This is a genomic window from Streptomyces sp. JK94 (assembly GCF_053613315.1).
Window position 1 is genome coordinate 53,494 of record NZ_JBSICH010000010.1, and the last position, 21,751, is coordinate 75,244.

15 protein-coding genes are annotated in these 21,751 nt (G+C 72.4%); 9 read left to right on the forward strand and 6 right to left on the reverse strand.

Annotated elements, in window-relative coordinates; genetic code table 11:
* Positions 1-21: 21 nt before the first annotated feature.
* The 3 genes from fxsT to ACVV2G_RS10335 are packed head-to-tail and all read left to right on the forward strand — an operon-like array spanning position 22 to position 5,907.
* Positions 22-3,963: an FxSxx-COOH system tetratricopeptide repeat protein gene (fxsT, locus tag ACVV2G_RS10325; protein ID WP_453842332.1), complete on the forward strand. Its 3,942-nt coding sequence runs from the start codon at positions 22-24 to the stop codon at positions 3,961-3,963.
* A 28-nt stretch (positions 3,964-3,991) separates the two neighbouring features.
* On the forward strand, positions 3,992-4,822 hold the full coding sequence (locus ACVV2G_RS10330) for a MinD/ParA family ATP-binding protein (protein WP_453842333.1): 831 nt from the start codon (positions 3,992-3,994) through the stop codon (positions 4,820-4,822).
* Entirely contained in the window at positions 4,819-5,907 is a 1,089-nt protein-coding gene (locus tag ACVV2G_RS10335) for a hypothetical protein (RefSeq protein ID WP_453842334.1), read from the forward strand. The genes ACVV2G_RS10330 and ACVV2G_RS10335 overlap by 4 nt, the downstream gene beginning before the upstream one ends.
* A gap of 84 nt (positions 5,908-5,991) precedes the next feature.
* Here the strand turns inward: ACVV2G_RS10335 and hemE are convergent, their stop codons facing one another.
* Positions 5,992-7,059 carry a uroporphyrinogen decarboxylase gene (hemE, locus tag ACVV2G_RS10340; RefSeq protein ID WP_453842335.1) on the reverse strand — a complete coding sequence of 356 codons (1,068 nt, stop codon included), beginning with the start codon at positions 7,057-7,059 and terminating at the stop codon, positions 5,992-5,994.
* Between the two features lie 162 nt (positions 7,060-7,221).
* Between hemE and ACVV2G_RS10345 the strand changes: the two genes are divergently transcribed.
* The 5 genes from ACVV2G_RS10345 (at position 7,222) to ACVV2G_RS10365 (ending at position 13,855) form a co-directional block, all read left to right on the forward strand.
* Positions 7,222-7,899: a DUF3000 domain-containing protein gene (locus ACVV2G_RS10345; protein ID WP_453842336.1), complete on the forward strand. Its 678-nt coding sequence runs from the start codon at positions 7,222-7,224 to the stop codon at positions 7,897-7,899.
* A gap of 299 nt (positions 7,900-8,198) precedes the next feature.
* Positions 8,199-8,861: a response regulator transcription factor gene (locus ACVV2G_RS10350; RefSeq protein WP_003972894.1), complete on the forward strand. Its 663-nt coding sequence runs from the start codon at positions 8,199-8,201 to the stop codon at positions 8,859-8,861.
* A 182-nt stretch (positions 8,862-9,043) separates the two neighbouring features.
* Positions 9,044-10,330 carry an HRDC domain-containing protein gene (locus ACVV2G_RS10355; protein WP_453842337.1) on the forward strand — a complete coding sequence of 429 codons (1,287 nt, stop codon included), beginning with the start codon at positions 9,044-9,046 and terminating at the stop codon, positions 10,328-10,330.
* A 181-nt stretch (positions 10,331-10,511) separates the two neighbouring features.
* Positions 10,512-11,729: a thiolase family protein gene (locus tag ACVV2G_RS10360; RefSeq protein WP_453842338.1), complete on the forward strand. Its 1,218-nt coding sequence runs from the start codon at positions 10,512-10,514 to the stop codon at positions 11,727-11,729.
* Positions 11,726-13,855, forward strand: coding sequence for a 3-hydroxyacyl-CoA dehydrogenase NAD-binding domain-containing protein (locus ACVV2G_RS10365; RefSeq protein ID WP_453842339.1), 2,130 nt, complete (start codon positions 11,726-11,728; stop codon positions 13,853-13,855). The genes ACVV2G_RS10360 and ACVV2G_RS10365 overlap by 4 nt, the downstream gene beginning before the upstream one ends.
* A gap of 259 nt (positions 13,856-14,114) precedes the next feature.
* On the opposite strand, the gene ACVV2G_RS10370 is transcribed toward ACVV2G_RS10365, so the two are convergent.
* A complete protein-coding gene (locus tag ACVV2G_RS10370; protein WP_453842340.1) occupies positions 14,115-15,137 on the reverse strand; it encodes a DUF8189 domain-containing protein in 1,023 nt (340 codons plus the stop codon).
* Between the two features lie 80 nt (positions 15,138-15,217).
* Here ACVV2G_RS10370 and ACVV2G_RS10375 point away from each other — a divergent pair, with 80 nt between their 5' ends.
* Positions 15,218-15,595 carry an NTP pyrophosphohydrolase gene (locus ACVV2G_RS10375; protein WP_453842341.1) on the forward strand — a complete coding sequence of 126 codons (378 nt, stop codon included), beginning with the start codon at positions 15,218-15,220 and terminating at the stop codon, positions 15,593-15,595.
* Between the two features lie 99 nt (positions 15,596-15,694).
* Here ACVV2G_RS10375 and ACVV2G_RS10380 read toward each other — a convergent pair whose 3' ends face one another.
* The 4 genes from ACVV2G_RS10380 to ACVV2G_RS10395 all read right to left on the reverse strand — a co-directional run bounded on the left by ACVV2G_RS10380 (position 15,695) and on the right by ACVV2G_RS10395 (position 21,638).
* Positions 15,695-17,218 carry an amino acid permease gene (locus ACVV2G_RS10380; RefSeq protein WP_453842342.1) on the reverse strand — a complete coding sequence of 508 codons (1,524 nt, stop codon included), beginning with the start codon at positions 17,216-17,218 and terminating at the stop codon, positions 15,695-15,697.
* A gap of 134 nt (positions 17,219-17,352) precedes the next feature.
* Complete coding sequence (dxs, locus tag ACVV2G_RS10385) at positions 17,353-19,281, reverse strand: 1-deoxy-D-xylulose-5-phosphate synthase (RefSeq protein ID WP_453842343.1); 1,929 nt, start codon at positions 19,279-19,281, stop codon at positions 17,353-17,355.
* Between the two features lie 279 nt (positions 19,282-19,560).
* Positions 19,561-20,850 (reverse strand): sugar ABC transporter permease, encoded by a 1,290-nt coding sequence (locus tag ACVV2G_RS10390; protein WP_453842344.1) that lies wholly within the window; start codon positions 20,848-20,850, stop codon positions 19,561-19,563.
* Positions 20,847-21,638 carry an ATP-binding cassette domain-containing protein gene (locus ACVV2G_RS10395; protein WP_453842345.1) on the reverse strand — a complete coding sequence of 264 codons (792 nt, stop codon included), beginning with the start codon at positions 21,636-21,638 and terminating at the stop codon, positions 20,847-20,849. The genes ACVV2G_RS10390 and ACVV2G_RS10395 overlap by 4 nt, the downstream gene beginning before the upstream one ends.
* Between the last annotated feature and the right edge of the window lie 113 nt (positions 21,639-21,751).

The window sequence follows — 21,751 nt, forward strand, 5'->3', positions numbered from 1 at the left end:
ACTGACGTTGGAGCGACATCGATGAGCAGCGCCGAGCCGCCGGGTTCCCCTCGAGACCGGAACCGGGCGACCATCGTCACCTTCTACTCCTACAAGGGCGGCGTCGGGCGCACCATGGCGCTGGCCAACGTCGCCTGGGTCCTGGCCGACACCGGCCACCGCGTACTCGTCGTCGACTGGGACCTGGAGTCGCCGGGACTGCACCGCTTCCTGCGTCCCTTCCTGCGCGACCCGGAACTGAGCGGATCGACCGGCGTCGTGGACATGATCCTGGAGTACGGCAGGGCCGTGGAGGCGGCCGCTCCGGACGGCTTCCTTTCGGCCGCCCCCACGGCACGGCTGGACGAAGTCCTGGAGCGCCACACGCAGATGGGCAACCACGCCGATCCGCTCACCTACCGCTTCGCCCACCCCGAGGGCCGCATCGACTTCCTGGGCCCCGGCCGGCAGGACGGCCAGTACAGCCGCGAGGTGGCGACCTTCGACTGGGCGCGCTTCTACCAGGAGCAGCACGGCCGGCGCTTCGCCCGTGCCCTGCGGCGGAGCCTGCGCGGCGACGACTACGACTACGTCCTCATCGACAGCCGTACCGGCCATTCGGACAACGCCAGCCTGTGCACGTTGGTCCTGCCCGACGTGGTGGTCGTCGGGTTCAACCTGAGCAACCAGTCCATCGAGGGTTCCGCCGCCGTCGCCCGGCAGGTGCGGGAGCAGTCCGACGGCCGGATCAGGGTGCTGCCGGTGCCGATGCGGGTGGAGGAGTCCGACCGCGAGCGGGCCGAGCGCCGCAGGCTCCGGGCCCGGGACCAGTTCGACGGTGCGACCGGCCCGATCCTGCTGGGCACGGAGGAGCAGTACTGGCGCGAGGTGGAGGTACGGCACCTGTCGAGCGTCGCCTACGAGGAGACCCTCCTGCCGTTCGCCCTGGAGAACCACGAGCCGTCGCTGCAGAAGCTGGCGTACGAACGCCTCGCCCAGCAGATCACCGGTGACCCGGAGTTGCGCTTCGCCCCCGTCACGGGCGACGACCGCAGGCGCTACGCCCGGGAGTACGCCGAGGTGCCGGTGTCGCGCCGGACCGTCCAGCTCGTGTACGACCCCCGGGACCGGGCCTGGGCCGACTGGATCCGCGCCGAACTCACCGCCAACGGTGTCGCCTGCGAGTTCGAGGTCCCCGCCGGCTCCGCGCCCGCCGGCTCCGCCCCGGCCGGGACCGACGCCCCGGGCGACGTCCTGGTCCTGATGTCGGCCGCGATGGTCTCCTCCGACCGGCTCACCAGGCTGGCCCACCTGCGGCGCATGCCGAAGCAGGGCGGCCTCAACAACAAGGCGCGGATCGACGTGGTGTGGCTGGAGGACGTGGAGGTCCAGCCGCCCTTCCGGGACCGGCCCGGCCCGAAGCTCTACACCCTGGAGGAGGACGCGGCGCGCGGTGCCCTGCTCGCGCACTTCCTGCCCGAGAGCCGGCCTCCGGCCACCTGGTCCGACCGGGGCGACCGGGGGCCCCGGTTCCCGGGGCGGCGCCCCCAGTTGTGGCACGTCCCCCTCCAGCGGAACGCCACGTTCCTCGGCCGTGAGAAGTACCTCCGAAAGCTCAGGAACGACCTGGTGCCCGGGCGGGCGGCACAGCCGGTCGTCCTGCACGGGCCGTCCGGGGTGGGCAAGCGGTCGTACGCCCTCGAGTACATGCACCGGTTCGCGGCCGACTACGACGCCGTGTGGTGGATGCCGGCCGGCAGCGCCGAGGGGGTGGAGCGCGAACTGGTGCGGCTGAGCGAGCGGTTGGGCGCCGCGCGGCACAACTCCCCGCGGGCGGTCGACTCCCTGCGCGACATGCTGGAGGGGAGCGACGCCGGACCGCAGCGCCTGCTCCTCGTGTACGACGACGCGCGCCACCCGGACGCCGTCGAGAGCCTGCTGATCAACAGTCCGCGGGTGCACGTCCTGATCACCTCCGAGTACCCGGACTGGGGCCGGCTGGCCCGGCGGATCCGGGTGGAGCCCCCGTCCCCGGACGAAGCCCTGCGCTACCTGCTCCACAAGACGGAGGACCTCTCCACGGACCTCGCCCTGCGGCTGGTCGGCCTGGTCGAGCCGCTCCCCCAGTTGCTGGACCAGATGGCCGCCTACCTGAACAGCACCGGCCGGCCGGTGGCGGAGGCGGTGGACGACCTGACGCGGGGGGTCGGGGCCCGGCTGGCCGACGGCCTGGCCAGCCCCCTGGCGGTGTGGCAGACCGTCATCGAGGACCTCGGCAAGGAGCAGCCGGTCGCGGTGCGCCTGCTGGGGCTGATGACACGGCTGTCGCCGGACGGCGTCGGCTGGGGACTGCTGGAGTCACCGGCCTTCCTGGGCCTCCTCGGGCTCCCCGGGAACGAGGAGGGCACGCGTCAGCTCGGCTTCGCGGTGCGCGGGCTCACCGCCCGGTCACAGGCGCGCAAGAGCCAGAACGGCAAGCGGCTGACGGCCGCGCGGATAATCCTGGCCGCCCGGCGCCAGGATCTGTCCCCCGACGAGGAACGGGAGATCGCGGCGGGCGTGCGGCGCGCACTCGCCGCGTACTCGCCCCCGGACGAGCACGTGGACGACCAGACCATGGACGCCCGCTACGCGGAGCTGGACGCACACGTCGAACCGTCCGGCGCCGCGGGCGACGACGACCTCGACGTGCGCCGCTGGCTGGTCAACCAGGTGCGCTACCGGCGCCGCAGCCAGCGTCTGGACTCCGCCTTCTCACTCGCGACGGCGCTGGAGGCGGCCTGGACGGCCGGTTCGGCCGGCGCGGACCGCACGGCACGGCTGCTCCTGTTGCGCCTGCGGGTGGAACTGGCCAACATCCACACCGACGCGGGCCGGTTCGCCGAGGCCAACCGCATCAACGCGGCCGCTCTGGTCGGACTGCGCGCAGTGGACGGGCTGGACGGCACCTTCACCCTGCGCAGTGCCCTGGGCCGGGGCGGTGAACTGCGCGCCCTGGGACGGCCGCAGGAGGCGGTCGCCGAGGACTTCTCGACCAGGGAGGTGCTGCGCGCCAAGTCCGGGCCCGACCACCACTTCACCTTGATGGCGGCCAGCAACTTCGGGCTCTCCCTGGCCATGGTCGGTCTCACGGCCGACTCCCTGGAGACGCACAAGGAGGTGTACGACCGCCGGGTGCGGGTCCTCGGCAAGCACCATCCGCTGACCCTGCGCACCGCGGTCCACGTGGGCACCCGGCTGCGGGAGTCCGGGCAGTTCACGCCGTCGCTGACCCGGCTGCAGGACGTCTACCGGCTGACCGGCGACGAGGAGGGCGGCCTCGGCTGGTCCGACGTGACCACGCTGCGGGCGTCGGCGGCCCTGGCCTCGACCCTGCGGCACATCGCCGTGCTGGAGCCCGGGCAGCCCGCCGAGACGGCCAGGGGCAGGCTGGACTCCGCCCGCAAGTGCGATCTGCGGGCGAGCGAGGGGTTCACCGCGTACGGCGGCGAGTTGCATCCCGAGGCACTGGCGGCGCGCGTGGGGCTCGCCGCCGACCTGCGCCTCCTCGGGCGGACGCGGGAGGCCGTGGCGCTGGCCGAGCAGAACCTCGCGGCCTACCGGAGCTGGGACGAGGACCATCTCTTCACGCGCATCTGCGAGGTGAACCTCGCGCTGTGCATGCGGGACGCCGAGCTTGAGCCGGCCGTCGAACTCAGCGAGCGCGGCCTGCGCGGGCTACGGGACGGACTGAACGTCGATCCGCACCATCCGTACGTCCTGACAGCGTCCCTCAACCATGCCAACATGCTTGTCTTCGCCGGTGACTCCGAGGCGGCGCGGGAGCTGGACGAGCGCACGCACGAGGGTCTGCTGCAGAAGTACGGCGCCGACCACCCGCTCACCCGCACCGTGGCCTCGCACCTGGGCCTGCGCGCGGACGAGACCGGCCGGCCGGGACCGGGGAAGCGGACCGGCATCGAACTGGACATCCCCTCGATCTGAGGGAACGGCATCTGATGAGGGAGGTCCGATGACGGCACGGGCGTCGGAGACCGTCGGAGTACCGCACGCGGTGGCGGTGCTGTCCACCACGCGCGGCAGTGGGGCGACCCTCCTGACAGCGGCGGCGGGGCTGCTCATCGACGAGGGGGTGGGGCGGCTGGGCCAGTCCGTGATCCTCATGGACGCCGACCTGGACGCCGGTGGCCTCACCCAGCTGACCCGGTCGTGGAACGCGGTGTCCGACGCACCGGTCGACGGGCTCCTCGGTTTCGCCGAGGACACCATCGGGCTGGAGGAGCGGTCCGTGTCCCGGCGGCTGCGTCATGTGCGGACCGGCGACGGGCTGCGTCAGGACATGTCCCTGTTCCCCCTCGGCCCCGGGGAGAAGCCCGGCGAGCGCCTGCCGGCCGACGGAACGCTGGAAGCCGTCGTCGGCACGTCCGTGGAGCGCCTGATGGAGCTGGGCGGCTGCCTGCTCGTCGACTGCGGGGTGGGCAGGACCGCCGTCACCCAGGAGGTGTGCCACCGCGTCGAGCACCTCGTCCTCGTCGGGCAGCGCGAGCCGGAGGGCGGCCGGGAGGCGGCCGGGCTCATGGCCTGGCTGACCGACCGGGGACTGAGCGGCAAGGTGCTCGGCTGGGTGTGCAACAGCCCGCGGGGCGGACCCGCCGGTGCCGTGGCGGACCCCGCCCGAGCCGGTGCGCCCCTCGTGCGGCTGCCGTACGACGCCGCCGCGGCGCAGGCCGTGCGGTCGGGCCGGACACCGGGGCAGGGAAGTCCACTCGTCCAGAACCTGAGCGCACTGCTGCGCGCGAGGTGGCCGGACGTCTTGAACACGGGGGGCCGGGAGGCGGGATGAGCGACGAACGGACGACGGCGGCGCCGGGGAACGCGCGAGAGGTGGACCCACCGGCGGGGCCGGGACCCGGGGCACCGGACGCACGGGGCCCGGAGCCCCGCCCCCACCTGCGCCGCGCGGACCACGTCACCGACGACAGCGACGTGTTCGTCGACCTCTGCGCCTCCGCGCTGAGCGAGGACGGACTGCACCATGTCGCGGAGTACCACTGGGGCGTCTTCAACTACTCCGCGGACATCCTGGACCGGCTGCCGCTCCCGCCGGACGGCCCCGCGGCCGGCGGGGAGCCGGCGGACCGCCGCAGGCGGTTCACCCGGGTCGGACGCCAACTGCACTACGTCCTCGGCAGGATGGACCACGTGCTGCGCTCGGTGGACAGCGGCAGACTCGTCCGCAGTGTCCTGAAGTTCGGCGACGGAGCGGTCTTCCACTACTACTTCCGGGCCGACGAGTACCTGACCGGCTTCTCCCTGCGTGCCGACACGATCGACTCCGGGGACCGCGCCATGGCCGATCTCGTCGCCGCGTTCCGCGGTGAACTCGGCCTCCCCGGCCTCAGACCGGGCGGGTACGGGACCGCGTCACCGCCCCCGGCGGCAGCGGCCTGGGCCGGCACCAAGAAACCGCACCTGGTCAGGGAGGGGGACTGGGGAACGTCCGACCCCCCGGTGCTGGCGCGGTGCGCGCAGACGGTGTCCGTCGACGGTCTGCACTACGCCGGCTACTTCGATCCGGGCATCGGCCACCTCACCGCGGACATCTTCGACGACCCCGAGCTGGCGGGCTTCTTCCGCATTCTGAGCAGGGACGAGCGGCGCACCCGCTACGTGGGGCTCGGCGAGCGCCTGCATTACGTCGTCGCCCGCCTCAACCAGTCCCTGCGGGCGGTGGTGCCGGGCCGGCTGACCCGCGTCGTCCTGGACGTCGAGGAGGGCGCCCTGTTCTACGCCGACCGGGGCGAGGGCCGGTTCGCGCTGGGGGTCTCGCTGGACGAGAGCCAAGTGGCCCGGGCCGATCGCCGGATGACCGACCTGCTCCGGGCTCTGTCGGCCACCCCGCGGACGGAACCGGACGGAACACGCTGAACTCCGGCGGGGAGAGTGGCCTCGCGCTCACCCGGGTGGAGTCCGAGCCGCTGCCGCCGGGCCCGGCGGAGCCGCGGGGTGCCCTCAGCGAGCGGTCTGCGTGTGCACGTACTCCACGAGCCGGGTCAGCGCGTCCGGGTCGGTGGCGGGCAGGACGCCGTGGCCGAGGTTGAAGACGTGGCCCTCCAGTCCCGCCGCCGCGTCCAGGATGGCGCGGGTCTTCGTCTCGACGGCCTGCGTGGTGGAGAAGAGGACGGCCGGGTCCAGGTTGCCCTGGAGCGCCTTGCCGGGGCCGACACGGCGGGCGGCCTCGTCCATCGGGACGCGCCAGTCGACGCCGACGACGTCCGCACCGGCCTCGCCCATGAGGCCGAGGAGTTCTCCGGTGCCGACACCGAAGTGGATGCGCGGCACGCCGTACCCGGCGACGGCCTCGAAGACCTTGCGCGAGGCGGGCATCACCGAGCGGCGGTAGTCGGCGGGCGAGAGGGCGCCGACCCAGGAGTCGAAGAGCTGGACGGCGCTCGCGCCCGCCTCGATCTGCACCTTGAGGAAGGCGCCCGTGATGTCGGCCAGGCGGTCCAGGAGGTCGGCCCACAGCTGCGGGTCGCCGTACATGAGCGCCTTGGTGTGCTCGTGGTTGCGGGACGGGCCGCCCTCCACGAGGTAGCTGGCGAGGGTGAACGGCGCGCCCGCGAAGCCGATCAGCGGGGTGGCGCCCAGCTCGCGGGTGAGCAGGCCGAACGCCTCGGTGACGTAGGAGACGTCCTCGGGGGTCAGGTCGCGCAGCCGGGCCAGGTCCGCGCGGGTGCGGATCGGGTTCTCGATCACCGGTCCGACGCCCGGCTTGATGTCGAGGTCGATGCCGATGGCCTTGAGCGGGACCACGATGTCGCTGAAGTAGATCGCCGCGTCCACGCCGTGCCGGCGCACCGGCTGGAGGGTGATCTCGGCGACCAGTTCGGGCCGCATGCAGGACTCGAGCATCGGGATGCCCTCGCGCACCTTGAGGTACTCCGGCAGCGAGCGCCCGGCCTGCCGCATGAACCACACGGGGGTGTGCGGCACCGGCTCACGCCTGCACGCCCTGAGGAACGCGGAGTCGTACGTGGCGGTCGGCTGCTTGCCCGCGGGGCTCTGGTTGGCACTCACACCGGCCAGTCTCGCACGTCCCCCGCACCGCGCCCGACCGCGGGTGGGCACGCGCGCGGGCGGCGCGGGGGCGACCGCGCGAGGCCGCGCGATCCGGACATCGCGCCCGCACGCGGGTGTCCCTCCCTGCGCCGCGGCGCTCTTCCGCTTAACCTTCCCCGCATGGCTGCGGCTCAGGGACGACTGTCGGACGGCGCTGGCGGAATGGACGAACAGAAGGGTACCGAGGAGGAGGCCCGGCATACGGGGAGCGCGGCTCCCCCGGCCTTCACGGCCGCCGTCGAGGCGCTCAGTACGACGCGGCTGCGGCCGCAGATCGAGGTGGAGGCGACGCGCGCACCGCAGCGGCTCGCCCCGCACGCGTACGCGCTGGAGGCCGCGGTCGTCGACGGCGACGACGACCTCGCGGACGGGCGGCTGGTGCTGCTCCACGATCCGGCCGGGCACGACGCCTGGCGGGGGACCTTCCGGCTGGTGACGCTGGTGCGGGCCGAGCTGGAGCCGGAGATGGCCGCGGATCCGCTGCTGCCGGACGTGTGCTGGTCCTGGCTCACCGGTGCCCTCCAGGCGCGCGGGCTGACGTACGGCGAGCCCAGTGGCACCGTCACGCGCGCGAGTTCCCACTACTTCGGGGGGCTCTCGGCGCGGCCGTCCGCCTCGCAGATCGAGATCCGGGCGTCCTGGACACCGCGCGAGGGTCTGGGCGGTGTCCCGGACACCGCCGCCCATCTCGCCTCGTGGTGCGACCTGCTGGCCCAGGTCGCGGGTCTGCCGCCGGCCGCGCCGGGCGACGCGTCGATCGTCACGCTGCCGCAGCGCCGCGGCCCGCAGTCACCCTAGGGCCGCCCCTCCCCCTCCCCCTCCCTTCTGCCGTTCACCCGGGCCCCACCCGGCCCGGGAAACGTTCCGTCACTTTGTCGACACGGCCACTTTCGGGCCCGTATCGACAAAGTACGGAACCGTTCGGTCTTCGAATGATCGACCGCGTGTCCGAATTGCTCGGATTGTTACTCACCAGATCGTGATCTTTCTCTAAAGGCGGACGGGTCCGGTGCCGAAGACGACTGTGACCTTGAAAGCACGGTTCGTCCCGGCTTCACCCCCACGAGCCGGCCCCGTCCCGCACCCCAGGAGGCCTGGTGTCCGTTCTCCTCGAGCAGCCTGCAAGCCTGGTCGCCTACCGCCCGAACAAGCCGACCGCCATGGTGGTCGTGGCCGACCCCCGCGTCCGTTCCACCGTCACCCGCCATCTGTGGGCGCTCGGTGTTCGCGACGTCATCGAGGCCTCGTCCGTCGCGGAGGCTCGTCCCCGCATCGGCAACCCCCGCGACATCTGTGTCGCAGACGTCCACCTCCCCGACGGCTCCGGTCTGACCCTGCTGTCGGAGACCCGCGCGGCGGGCTGGCCCAACGGGCTCGCCCTGTCCGCCGCCGACGACATCGGCGCCGTACGCAACGCCCTCGCCGGCGGGGTGAAGGGCTACGTCGTCACCGGCACCCGTACCAACGTCGGGCTCCCCACCCGGCCGGGCGCCGCTCCCATCGGCGCCGCCGCCGCCCGCCTGCACCGCCGCCCCCCGGGCGCCCCGAGCCACCCGGGCGGCTACCGCGAGCTCTCCGGCCGCGAGGTGGAGGTGCTGCGACTGGTCGCGGAGGGCCAGTCGAACAAGGCGATCGGCGTCTCGATGGGCCTGTCCGCCCTGACCGTCAAGAGCCACCTGGCCCGCATCGCCCGCAAGCTCGGCACCGGCGACCGCGCCGGGATGGTCGCCGTGGCGCTGCGCACCGGCATCATCCACTGACCGCACCCCGTCCGACCGCTCCCCCGCCCCTCCCGCCGCCACCGTTCCCCGCCCCCTCGTCCCCCGCCCCGCCCCTCCGTGAAGCCGATCTTTCACTGACCTGACCGGTTTACGACCCCCCGGCGCCCGCCGACGGAACGTTCCGTCGGCGGGCGCCGTCGATCCACCGATACCCTTGACAGGTGACCGACGCCCACGAAACCGCAGCAGACCCATCACTGCGAACCACCGGAGGCGCCCCTCCGGACGACGCCGGATCTTCTGTGACTCAGGCGCCGACCCCCTTGCTCGAACCGCGCGAGGGCGTTCCGCCGGTGATCGCCGACGCGGCCGCCCTCGCCGAGGTGACCGCCGCCTTCGCCGCCGGGACCGGCCCCGTCGCCGTCGACGCCGAGCGCGCCTCCGGCTACCGCTACGGCCAGCGCGCCTACCTGGTGCAGCTGCGCCGCGAGGGCGCCGGGACCGCGCTGATCGACCCGGTGGCCTGTCCCGACCTGTCGGGGCTGAGCGCGGCGGTCTCCGGCGTGGAGTGGGTGCTGCACGCCGCCACCCAGGACCTGCCGTGCCTGCGCGACATAGGGATGGTGCCCGCCCGCATCTTCGACACCGAGCTGGCCGGGCGGCTCGCCGGGTTCCCGCGGGTCGGGCTCGGCGCGATGGTGGAGAACGTACTGGGCTTCGTCCTGGAGAAGGGCCACTCGGCGGTCGACTGGTCGACGCGCCCGCTGCCCGAGCCGTGGCTGCGCTACGCCGCGCTCGACGTCGAACTCCTCGTCGACCTGCGCGACGCGCTGGAGAAGGAGCTGGACCGGCAGGGGAAGCTGGAGTGGGCCCGGCAGGAGTTCGACGCGATCGCGTCGGCCCCGCCGGCCGAGCCCCGCAAGGAGCCGTGGCGCCGCACCTCCGGCATGCACAAGGTGCGCCGGCGCCGTCAGCTCGCCGTCGTGCGGGAGCTGTGGCAGACCCGGGACCGGATCGCGCAGCGCCGCGACGTCTCCCCGGGCAAGGTCCTCGGGGACGCGGCCATCGTGGAGGCGGCGCTCGCCCTCCCGCCCAACGCGCACGCGCTCGCCGCGCTGAACGGCTTCGGCCGGGTCAACCGCCGGCAGCTGGAGCAGTGGCAGACGGCGGTCGACCGGGCCAGGAGCCTGTCCGAGTCGCAGCTGCCGCAGCCCGGCCAGCCGGTGACCGGCCCCCCGCCCCCGCGGGCGTGGGCCGACAAGGACCCGGCCGCCGCGGCCCGGCTGTCCGCCGCGCGGGCGGCGGTGACGGCGCTCGCCGAGCGGCTGAACATGCCCCAGGAGAACCTGATCACTCCGGACACGGTCCGCAGGGTCTGCTGGGAGCCCCCGGCGACGGTCGACGCCGAGTCCGTGGGGGCGGCCCTCACCGGACACGGGGCCCGGCCCTGGCAGGTGGAGCAGGTGACGCCCGCACTGGTGGCGGCGCTGACCGAGGGCGTGTCGTAGCCGGGGCGCGGCGAATTCCGGCCAAGATCCAGGGTGGAGCGGCGGCCGGGCGGTGTGACGTTCACCGCTCCGGCCGGGGGGACTGTGCAGCTACGTTACCCATAAGTAGCATGGGCCTGAGCGCGCGCTCAGCGCATGCGTGCCGCAGCAGTGCCATCCCGCACCCTGGAGGAGAGCCATCGTGCCTCGTACCGTCAGGGACGTCGTCTTCGTAGACGGCGTCCGCACCCCGTTCGGCAAGGCGGGCCCGAAGGGCATCTACCACGAGACCCGCGCCGACGACCTGGTCGTGAAGGCGATCCGGGAGCTGCTGCGCCGCAACCCCGGTCTCGACCCCAAGAAGATCGACGAGGTCGCCGTCGCCGCGACCACGCAGATCGGTGACCAGGGCCTGACCATCGGCCGCACCGCCGGCATCCTGGCGGGCCTGCCCACCTCGGTCCCGGGCTACTCGATCGACCGCATGTGCGCGGGCGCCCTGACCGCCGTCACCTCGGTGGCCGGCTCCGTCGCCTTCGGCGCGTACGACGTCGCCGTCGCGGGCGGTGTCGAGCACATGGGCCGCCACCCGATGGGCGAGGGCGTGGACCCGAACCCGCGGTTCGTCAGCGAGAAGCTGGTCGACGAGTCCGCCCTGTTCATGGGCATGACCGCGGAGAACCTGCACGACCGCTACCCGACGATCACCAAGCAGCGCGCCGACGAGTACGCCGTGCGCTCCCAGGAGAAGGCCGCCAAGGCGTACGCCGACGGCAGGATCCAGGCCGACCTGGTGCCGGTCTCGGTGCGCCGCACCAACGAGGAGGCCGGCGAGACCGGCTGGGGCCTGGTCACCGCCGACGAGCCGATGCGTCCGGGCACCACGCTGGAGAACCTGGCGGGCCTGAAGACGCCGTTCCGCGTGCACGGCCGGGTCACCGCGGGCAACGCGGCCGGTCTCAACGACGGCGCGACCGCCTCGATCATCGCGAGCGAGGACTTCGCCCGGGAGAACGGCCTCCCGGTCAAGATGCGTCTGGTCGCCTACTCCTTCGCGGGCGTCGAGCCCGAGGTCATGGGCTACGGCCCGATCCCGGCGACGGAGAAGGCCCTGGCCCAGGCCGGCCTGACCATCGACGACATCGGCCTGTTCGAGATCAACGAGGCCTTCGCCGTCCAGGTCCTCGCCTTCCTGGAGCACTACGGCATCGCCGACGACGACGCGCGCGTCAACCAGTACGGCGGCGCCATCGCCTTCGGCCACCCGCTGGCCTCGTCGGGCGTCCGCCTGATGACGCAGCTGGCCCGCCAGTTCGAGGAGCAGCCGCACGTCCGCTACGGCCTGACCACCATGTGCGTCGGCTTCGGCATGGGCGCGACGGTCGTCTGGGAGAACCCGCACTTCGAGGGGGACAAGTGAGCACCACCGCAGAGCTTCTGAAGGGTGCGGCCGAGCTGTTCCCCGGCGAGGTCGTCACCCAGGCGCACGTACGCCACTTCGACCTGCCGCTGGGTGCCGGGCGCTTCGCCCTGATCACCCTGGACAACGGCCACGACCACACCAAGCCGACCACGCTCGGCCCGCAGTCGCTGGCGAACATCGACGCCGCGATCGACCGGGTCGAGAAGGAGGCCGCGGACGGCGGGATCGTCGGTGTCGGCGTCACCGGCAAGCCGTTCATCTTCGCGGTCGGCGCCGACCTCAAGGGCGTCGAGCTGCTGAAGCGGCACGAGGACGCGCTGGCCATCGGCAAGGGCGGCCACGACGTCTTCAAGCGGCTGGCGAAGCTGGCCGTGCCGACCTTCGCCTACTACAACGGCGCCGCGATGGGCGGCGGCGTGGAGATCGGCCTGCACTGCTCCTACCGGACGGTGTCCGCGGCCCTCCCCGCCTTCTCCCTCCCCGAGGTCTTCCTCGGCCTGGTCCCCGGCTGGGGCGGCTGCACGCTGCTGCCGAACCTGATCGGCGCCGACAAGGCCGTCTCGGTCATCATCGAGAACAGCCTCAACCAGAACAAGCAGCTCAAGGGCGAGCAGGTCCACCAGCTCGGCATCGCGGACGCGATCTTCGAGGGCGCGGACTTCCTGGAGCAGTCGCTGATCTGGACGGCATCCGTCCTCAAGGGCGAGATCGCCGTCGAGCGTCCGGCGATCGACCGCGGCGAGGCCTGGGACCAGGCCGTCGCCAAGGGCCGCTTCATCGCCGACGGCAAGGTGCACGGCGCCGCCCCGGCCGCCTACCGCGCCCTGGACATCATCGCCGCCGCCAAGAACGGCGACCTCCAGCAGGGCTACGACGCCGAGGACCAGGCCCTCGCCGACCTGATCATGGGCGGCGAGCTGCGCGCCGGCATCTACGCCTTCAACCTGGTGCAGAAGCGCGGCAAGCGCCCCGCGGGCGCCCCGGACAAGTCGCTGGCCCGTCCGGTCACCAAGGTGGGCGTCGTCGGCGCCGGCCTGATGGCCTCCCAGCTCGCGCTGCTCTTCCTGCGCCGCCTGGAGGTGCCGGTCGTGCTGACCGACATCGACCAGGAGCGGGTCGACAAGGGGGTGGGCTACGTCCACGCCGAGATCGACAAGCTGCTCCGCAAGGGCCGGATCAACCAGGACAAGGCGAACAGGCTGAAGGCCCTGGTTTGTGGCGTGCTGGACAAGGCCGAGGGCTTCGCGGACGCCGACTTCATCATCGAAGCGGTCTTCGAGGAGATGGGCGTCAAGCAGAAGGTGTTCGCGGAGGTCGAGGCGGTCGCCCCGGCGCACGCGGTCCTCGCCACCAACACCTCCTCGCTGTCCGTGTCGGAGATGGCGTCGAAGCTCAAGCACCCCGAGCGGGTCGTCGGCTTCCACTTCTTCAACCCGGTCGCGATCCTGCCCCTGCTGGAGATCGTCCGCGGCGAGCAGACCGACGACGCCTCGCTGGCCACGGCCTTCGGCGTCGCCAAGAAGCTGAAGAAGACCGCGGTCCTCGTGAAGGACGCCCCGGCGTTCGTCGTGAACCGCATCCTGACCCGCTTCATGGGCGAGATCCAGAACGTCATCGACGAGGGCACCCCGGTCGAGGTCGCCGAGAAGGCCGTCGAGCCGCTCGGTCTGCCGATGTCGCCGCTGGTGCTGCTGGAGCTGGTCGGTCCGGCGATCGGTCTGCACGTCTCCGAGACGCTCAACCGGTCCTTCCCCGAGCGCTTCACCGTCTCCCCGAACCTCAAGGCGGTCGTCGAGGCGGGCAAGCGCGGCTTCTACGTCTACGACAGCGGCAGGCCGGAGCTGGACCCGGAGGTCGCCGCGCTGCTCAAGCAGGGCGACACCGTCCTCACCGAGGAGCAGGTCCGCGACCGCGTCCTGGACGCGGTGGCGCAGGAGATCGGCCTGATGCTGGCCGAGGGCGTCGTGGCCGAGGCCCAGGACATCGACCTCTGCCTGATCACCGGCGCCGGCTGGCCCTTCCACCTGGGCGGCATCACGCCGTACCTGGACCGCGAGGGCGTCGCCGAGCGGGTGAACGGGAAGCGGTTCCTGGAGCCGGGCGTGGCCGGCGTGCCCGCGTAGTCCTCGTCCGCACGCTCCGTACGACGGTGAGAGGGCCCCCGACCGAAGCGGGGGCCCTCTCCCTGTGCCGCCGTGGCTCCGGTCAGCAGCCGGTAGGGCACCGCGCCCGCTACGGCGTGCGCGACGGCGAAGGGGACCGGGGCGGCCGGGGACTCGTGGCCCGCCGCCTCCACGGCGAACACCTCCCGGTCCGGGTCCGTCCGTTGACCCGTTCCCCGTGCCGTGGTCACCGGGCCCTCGCGGAGCCTTGGCAGGGCCGTCAGACGGTCTGCCAGGGACCCAGCGCGAGACCGGGTTCGTCCTTGCGGCGGGTGAGACGGAGTGCGCCGGTGGAGGGGCAGAGCGAGGCCGCCACGAGCCGGCCCTCGGCGTCCAGCGCCAGGGAGACCACCGCGTCGGCCGGCAACGCGGGACCCGATTCCGTCCACTGCGCGCCCGTCGCCTCCTGCTCGGAGGGGTAGGCGGCGAAGGCGACCCGGCCGCTTCCCGTGGAGCGCTGGGCGACGAGGGTGCAGTCGTGGCCGTCTATGACGCAGCGGACTGCGGCGACGGGGCCGGGACCGGCGGCCGTCACCAGCGGCCTCGGCTGCTCGCCGGGGCGCCAGGCGCACAGCTCACCCGTGTCGTCGTCGGTGAAGAACAGGGTGGTGCGCTCCTCGGAGGTGGCCAGCGCCCGCAGGGAGCCCGGGCGGACCGCCACGTCGGCGCCCTCCCCCGGCACCGGCCGCGCGCCCGGACTCTCCTGGCGCCAGTGCAGGATGCCGCCGGGGACGGCCGCGTACAGCTCGACCAGCCCGGACTCCCCCGTCACGGCCGCGGGCTCCTCCTGGATGCCGCGCCCCTTCAGGTCCCGCCAGGGGTCCCAGCCGCCCTTCTCCTTCTGGGCCACCATGCTCAGGCCGCCGCCCCCGTTGCGGACGAAGACGTGCGCGCGGCCTTGCACGTCGACCGCGACGGCCGGTGTGCCGGTGCGGTCGCCCTGCTTGTTGGGGTGGCCGGCCGACTGCCAGTCCAGGGGCGCGAGCAGCGGGCGGAAGTGCGTGGTGTGCACCAGGTCGGAGCGGCCGGCCCCGGTGGGCCGCCAGGCGACCAGATGGGCGTAGCCGTCGGTGCCCCGGCCGACCGAGAGTCCGGGGCGCAGCTCCTGTTCGCCGCCGATCCGGCGCGGGGACTCCCAGGGCCCGGCGGGCACGCGCTCGGCCCGCCACAGGGCGGCGTCGTCCGACGGGAGGTAGACACTGAGGCGGCCGTCGCGGCCGAGGAGAAGCCAGTCGCCGTTCACCGGGACACTGTATGCGGGTCCACCGGTTCCGCGTCGGGCGGGTTCCACCCGGCACGGGGCCGTCGTGCGACCCTGGCGGCATGGACGACAGCGCACCCCTGCTCGTGATCGTCGACGCCGCGAACGTCGTCGGGTCGGTGCCGGACGGCTGGTGGCGGGACCGGCACGGAGCCGCGGAGCGGTTGCAGGACCGGCTGGCGGCGGACGGGGTGCCGGGGCGGGCCGGGCCGGTGGAGGTCGTCCTCGTCGTCGAGGGCGCGGCCCGCGGCGTGGAGTCCGTCCCCGGTGTCCTGGTGGAGTCCGCCCCCGGCAGTGGGGACGACCACATGGTCGGGCTGGTGGAACGGGCCGCCGGTGACCGTCCGGTCCTGGTCGTGACGGCCGACCGCGAGCTGCGCCGCCGGGTGGCGGAGCTGGGCGCCGAGGTGGCGGGGCCTCGCACGGTCCGGCCGACCTGACGCTCGGCGACGGGGGTGAGGGCGGGGCGGCCCCGCACTCCCCGGAAAGGGACGTACGGAGCCGAAGGGACGACGGCGACGCGGCCACGGCCACGGCCACTACACGGTGTCTCCACCGGACGGCTTCGACGGACCCCCCTCCGGTGTCTCCGCGCCGCGGGCCATGCGGCTGTGCGTGCGGCCGTACAGGAAGTACACGACGGCACCGAGCGCCATCCAGACGCCGAACCGGACCCAGGTCTCGGCGGGCAGGTTCAGCATCAGCCACAGCGAGGCGCCCACCGACACGATCGGCAGCACCGGAACCAGGGGGGTGCGGAAGGCCCTGGGCAGGTCGGGGCGGCTCTGGCGCAGGATGGTCACGCTGATCGCGACGATGACGAACGCGAACAGCGTGCCGATGTTCACCAGCTCGGCCAGTTCGCTGAGGCTGGTGAAGCCCGCGATGACCGCGATGACCGCACCGAGCAGGACGGTCGGCCGGTACGGGGTCCGGAACCTCGGGTGGACGCGGGAGAAGAAGCGGGGCAGCAGCCCGTCCCGGCTCATCGCGAAGAACACCCGGGTCTGCCCGAGCAGCAGGATCATGCACACCGTGGTCAGGCCGACGGCGGCGCCGAAGCTGATCACACCCGCGAAGAAGGGGTGACCGGTGGACTTGAACGCGTCGGCGAGCGGGGCGTCGACGGACAGCTCGCTGTAGTGCTGCATGCCGGTGACGACGATCGACACGGCGACGTACAGCGCGGTGCAGATGAAAAGGGAACCGAGGATGCCGCGGGGCATGTCGCGCTGCGGGTTCTTCGTCTCCTCGGCGGCCGTGGCGACGACGTCGAAGCCGATGAAGGCGAAGAAGACGACCGACGCGGCGGTGAAGACGCCCATCACGCCGAAGTTGGCGGGCGCCCAGCCGAACATCAGCTGGACGAGCGGCGTGTCGAGGCCCGCTCCCGCCTCCACCGGCTGCGACTTCGGCACGAAGGGGTCGTAGTTGGAGCCCTTGACGAAAAAGGCACCCGCGATGATCACGACGAGGACGACGGCCACCTTGATGGCGACCACGACCGAGGTGACCCGGGCCGAGAGCTTCATGCCGAGGACGAGGACGCCGGTGAGCACCAGCACCAGGGCGGCGGCGAGGACGTCGAAGCCGAAGCCGTCGGCCCCGTCCCGGCCGGCGAGGGCCTCGGGGAACTGCCGGCCGGCGTTGTCCAGGAACGAGCGGATGTAGCCCGACCAGCCGACGGCCACCACCGCCGTTCCGAGCGCGAACTCCAGGACCAGGTCCCAGCCGATGATCCAGGCGGGCAGTTCGCCGAGCGAGGCGTAGGAGAAGGTGTACGCGGAGCCGGCCACCGGGACGGTGGAGGCGAACTCGGCGTAGCAGAGCGCGGCGAGCGCGCACACGACACCGGCGACGACGAAGGCCAGGGCCGTGGAGGGCCCGGCGTTGTTCTTGGCGACGGTGCCGGTCAGTACGAAGATGCCGGTGCCGATGATGACGCCGACCCCGAAGACGGTCAGGTCCAGCGCGGACAGGGACTTCCTGAGCGCGTGCTCGGGCTCCTCCGTGTCACGGATGGACTCCTCGATCTTCTTGGTCCTGAAGAGACTGCTGCTCACGGGTACCTCCGACGCGTCGTCCCCGACATGATCGAGAGGGGGCGTACTGCGCATGCCCGGGCGTGAGCGGACGCACGCGGACGGGCAGGTTTCCCCACCGCAACGAGTGGTGAACCTGCCCGTCCGGCCGTACGTCAGTCGCGCGCGGCCTCCACCGGGTCCGCCTCGGCGCCGGTGCGCTCGTACCGTCCGTCGAGCTTGGCGACCAGACCGGTCACCTGGCGGGCGATGTCCGGTGCGGTGAGTCCGATCTCGGCCAGGACCTCGGCGCGGGAGGCGTGGTCGAGGAAGCGCGGCGGGATGCCGAAGTCGCGCAGCGGTACGTCGACGCCGGCGTCGCGCAGGGCCTGGGCGACGGCGGAACCGACACCGCCGACCCGCGAGTTGTCCTCGACGGTGACGACCACGCGGTGGCGCTCGGCGAGCGGGGCCATGGCCTCGTCGACGGGCTTGACCCAGCGCGGGTCGACCACGGTGGTGGAGATGCCCTGCTTGTTCAGCAGGTCCGCCACCTCCAGGCACATCGGTGCGAGGGCGCCGACGGAGACCAGGAGCACGTCGGGCGTGTCGGTGCCGGGGGCGCGCAGCACGTCCATGCCGCCGACGCGGCCGACGGCCGGTACGGCGGGGCCGACGGCGCCCTTGGAGAAGCGCACCACGGTCGGCGCGTCGTCCACCTCGACGGCTTCGCGCAGCTGGGCGCGGACCTGGTCGGCGTCGCGCGGGGCGGCGAGCCTGAGGCCGGGGACGACCTGGAGGATCGACATGTCCCACATGCCGTTGTGGGAGGCGCCGTCGGTGCCGGTGACACCGGCGCGGTCCAGCACGAAGGTGACGCCGCACCGGTGCAGGGCCACGTCCATCAGCACCTGGTCGAAGGCGCGGTTGAGGAAGGTGGCGTACACGGCGAAGACCGGGTGCACTCCCCCGTGGGCGAGGCCGGCCGCCGAGACCGCGCCGTGCTGCTCGGCGATGCCGACGTCGTAGACGCGGTCGGGGAACGCCTTGGCGAACTTGTCGAGGCCGACCGGCTGGAGCATGGCCGCGGTGATGGCGACGACGTCCTCGCGCTCCTTGCCCAGCTCGAGCATCTCGTCGCCGAAGACGCTGGTCCAGTCGGCGCCGGAGGTGGAGATGGGCAGGCCGGTGTCGGGGTGGATCTTGCCGACGGCGTGGAAGCGGTCGGCCTCGTCCGCCAGGGCGGGCTGGTAGCCGCGGCCCTTCTCGGTGAGGCAGTGCACGATGACCGGGCCGCCGAAGCGCTTGGCGCGGGTGAGAGCGGACTCCAGGGCCTCGATGTCGTGGCCGTCGATCGGGCCGACGTACTTCAGGCCGAGATCCTCGAACATGCCCTGCGGGGCGATGAAGTCCTTCAGGCCCTTCTTGGCGCCGTGCAGGGTGTCGTAGAGCGGGCGGCCGACGACCGGAGTCCGCTCCAGGACCTCCTTGGTGCGGGCCAGGAAGCGCTCGTAGCCGTCGGTGGTGCGCAGGGTCGCCAGGTGGTTGGCGAGGCCGCCGATGGTCGGGGCGTAGGAGCGCTCGTTGTCGTTCACGACGATGACGAGGGGTCGGTCCTTGGCGGCGGCGATGTTGTTCAGCGCCTCCCAGGCCATGCCGCCGGTGAGCGCGCCGTCGCCGATGACCGCGACGACGTGGCGGTCGTGGCCGAGGACCTCGTTGGCCTTGGCGATGCCGTCGGCCCAGCCGAGGACGGTGGAGGCGTGGCTGTTCTCGATGACGTCGTGCTCGGACTCGGCCTGCGAGGGGTAGCCGGACAGGCCGCCCTTCATCTTCAGCCGCGAGAAGTCCTGCCGGCCCGTGAGCAGCTTGTGCACGTAGGACTGGTGTCCCGTGTCCCAGAGCACCTTGTCGCTCGGCGAGTCGAAGACGCGGTGCAGGGCGAGGGTGAGTTCCACCACGCCGAGGTTGGGGCCCAGGTGGCCGCCGGTCTTGGAGACGGCGTCGACGAGGAAGGTGCGGATCTCCTCTGCCAGCCGGTCCAGCTCTTCCAGGCTGAGCCGGTCCAGATCGCGCGGTCCCGTGATGCGGGTCAGCAGCGGCACCCGTGCCTCCTTGCAGTAGAGCTGTTGCCGGGCTTGTCGAGTCTAATGTTCCGCCGTGGCGGAACGTGTCCGGGCGGTGCGTCGTACGTCACGCGTTCGGCCTTACCCATCGGCGGTCCGTTCTACGACTTCCCCGAACGGCCGTACGACGGATGCCCGGATTCCGTACGACGGGCGCCCCCCGGGCCCCGGACGGCGCCGGGCCCCGGACGGCGAACCGCCCGCCCGGGACGCGGCCCGGGCGGGCGGTGGTGCGGCTGCGACGGGCGCGAGGGGTGCCTACGCGCGGCCGGCCGTCTTCTGCGTCTTGCGGGTGACCGCGTCGATGACGACGGTCGCCAGCAGCACGCCACCGGTGATCATGTACTGGACCGGCGAGGCGATGCCCTCCAGGGCGAGGCCGTACTGGATCGAGATGATGACCATCACACCGAGCAGCGCGTCCCAGGTACGGCCGCGGCCGCCGAAGAGGGACGTGCCGCCGATGACGGCCGCGGCGATGACGTTCATCAGGAACTCACCGGTGCCCGCGCCCTGGTTGGCGGAGGCGATCTTCGAGGCGACGAAGAGGCCGCCGATCGCGGCGAAGGTGCCGGCGATCGCGAAGACCGAGATCCGGATCAGCTCCACGTTGATACCGGCACGCCGGGACGCCTCGACGCTGCCGCCGAGGGCGAAGACCTTGCGGCCGTAGGCGGTGCGGCGCAGCACGAAGTCCGTGAGCAGCAGGAACCCGAGGAAGATCACCACGGCCAGCGGCAGGCCCTTGTACTGGTTGAAGACGATCGCCACGACGAAGGCCAGCACGGCGAGGAGCACCGTGCGCACGATGATCTCGTTCAGCGGGCGGGACGGCACCCCCGCGGCCGCACGGCGGCGGTTGTCGAAGAACGCGGTGAGGAAGTAGCCCGCGGTCACGACGACCGCCAGGCCGTAGGCGGCGGCCACGTCGGTGAAGTAGTAGCTGGTCAGCTTGACGACCACACCGTCGGCGTCCAGGTTGATGGTGCCGTTGCTGCCGAGGATCTGCAGCATGAAGCCCTGCCAGAACAGCAGGCCGGCCAGCGTCACGGCGAAGGCCGGGACACCGATCCTCGCGAAGAAGAAACCGTGGATGGCGCCGGCCACGGTGCCCGTGAGGACGGCCAGCACCATGGCCAGTATCTCGTTCATCCCGTGCGTGACGCTCAGCACCGCGAAGGTGGCGCCCGCCACACCGCTGACCGAGCCGACCGACAGGTCGATCTCGCCGAGCAGCAGGACGAAGACGATGCCGACGGCGATCATGCCGGTGCCGACCATGGCGACCGACATGTCGGAGAAGTTGCCGGCGGTGAGGAAGTTGGAGTTCAGGCTGGTGAAGATGGCCCAGATGACCAGCAGGCCGACGATGACCGGGAGGGAGCCGAGGTCACCGCCCTTCATCTTCCGCTTGAACTCGCCGAGGTATCCCGCGAAGCCCTGCTCGCGCACCAGCAGCCGCGGGTCGACCGCGGTGGCGGCGGGAGCGGCGTCGGGGTTCTCCGCCGCGCTGTCCGCGGCGGGGGCGGAGGTCTTGTCGATGCTCACTTCTTGATCTCCCCATTGGTGCGCGCCGCACGACGGGTCACGGCGTTCTCCGTGGCGCCCGTGATGGCGGAGATGATCTCCTCCTGCGAGGTCGACTTGACCTCGAAGACGCCGTTGTTGCGCCCGAGGCGCAGGACGGCCACCTTGTCGGCGACCGCCTTGACATCGGCCATGTTGTGGCTGATGAGGATGACGGCGTGACCGCGCTCCCGCAGCCGCTCGACGAGGTCGAGGACCTGGGCGGTCTGCTCGACGCCGAGGGCGGCGGTGGGCTCGTCGAGGATGACCAGCTTGGGCTCGCCGAGCATGGAGCGGGCGATCGCCACGACCTGGCGCTGACCGCCGGAGAGCGAGGCGATCGGGATGCGGACGCTGGGGATGCGGATGGACAGCGTGTCCAGCAGCTCGCGGGACCGGCGTTCCATCTCCACCTCGTCCAGGACTCCGCGCTTGCGGATCTCCCGGCCCAGGTAGAGGTTGCCGACGACGTCGATGTTGTCGCACAGCGCGAGGTCCTGGTAGACGGTCGCGATGCCGAGGTTCTGGGCGTCGTGCGGCCTGTTGATCGAGACGGCCCTGCCGTCCCACTCGATGGCGCCCTCATCGATGGGGTGCACGCCGGCGATCGTCTTGACCAGCGTGGACTTTCCGGCTCCGTTGTCGCCCACCAGGGCGACCACCTCACCGGCGTGGACCTCAAGCTCTACGTCGGTGAGCGCCTGGACGGCACCGAATCGCTTGGAGACCCCGCGCAACGCCAGCACGGGCGTAGCGGACACGTGAACCATCTCCTTCGCCGCCTGACCCGGCGGGAGGTTGTGCAGAAAGGTTGGGGGTGTTCCGTCCGGCGCCCCGCGTAGCTTGCGGGGCTGTGTGGTGCGGGGCGCCGGAGGAAGCTTGC